Annotated in this window: 1 protein-coding gene; it reads left to right on the top strand. The window is 64.9% G+C overall.

Annotated features, from left to right (window positions below; translation table 11 throughout):
- A partial coding sequence (locus C5O79_RS37915; RefSeq protein WP_131932317.1) for a 3-hydroxybutyrate dehydrogenase occupies positions 1–707 on the top strand: 707 nt, incomplete at both ends.

Raw genomic sequence — 707 nt, 5'->3', positions numbered from 1 at the left:
GGCAAGACCGCAGTCGTCACGGGCGCCGCGAGCGGCATCGGCAAGGAAATCGCACTCGAGCTCGCGAAAGCGGGCGCGGCCGTCGCGATTGCCGACCTGAACCAGGACGGCGCGAACGCGGTCGCCGACGAGATCGTCAAGGCGGGCGGCAAGGCGATCGGCGTCGCGATGGACGTGACGAACGAGGAGGCCGTGAACAGCGGTATCGACAAGGTGGCCGAAACGTTCGGCTCGGTCGACATCCTCGTGTCGAACGCGGGCATCCAGATCGTGAACCCGATCGAGAACTATTCGTTCGCCGACTGGAAGAAGATGCAGGCGATCCACGTCGACGGCGCGTTCCTCACGACCAAGGCGGCGCTGAAGCACATGTACAAGGACGATCGCGGCGGTGTCGTGATCTACATGGGTTCGGTGCACTCGCACGAAGCGTCGCCGCTGAAGTCGGCGTACGTGACGGCCAAGCACGGCCTGCTCGGCCTGGCGCGCGTGCTGGCGAAGGAAGGCGCGAAGCACAACGTGCGCTCGCATGTCGTGTGTCCGGGCTTCGTGCGCACGCCGCTGGTCGACAAGCAGATTCCGGAGCAGGCGAAGGAGCTCGGCATCAGCGAAGAGGAAGTGGTGAAGAAGGTGATGCTCGGCAATACGGTCGACGGCGTGTTCACGACCGTTCAGGACGTCGCGCAGACGGTGCTGTTCCTGTCGGC

The sequence above is a fragment of the Burkholderia sp. SRS-25 genome (assembly GCF_004343765.1).
Lineage (GTDB): Bacteria > Pseudomonadota > Gammaproteobacteria > Burkholderiales > Burkholderiaceae > Burkholderia > Burkholderia contaminans.
This window is presented reverse-complemented; position numbering and strand designations above follow the sequence as displayed.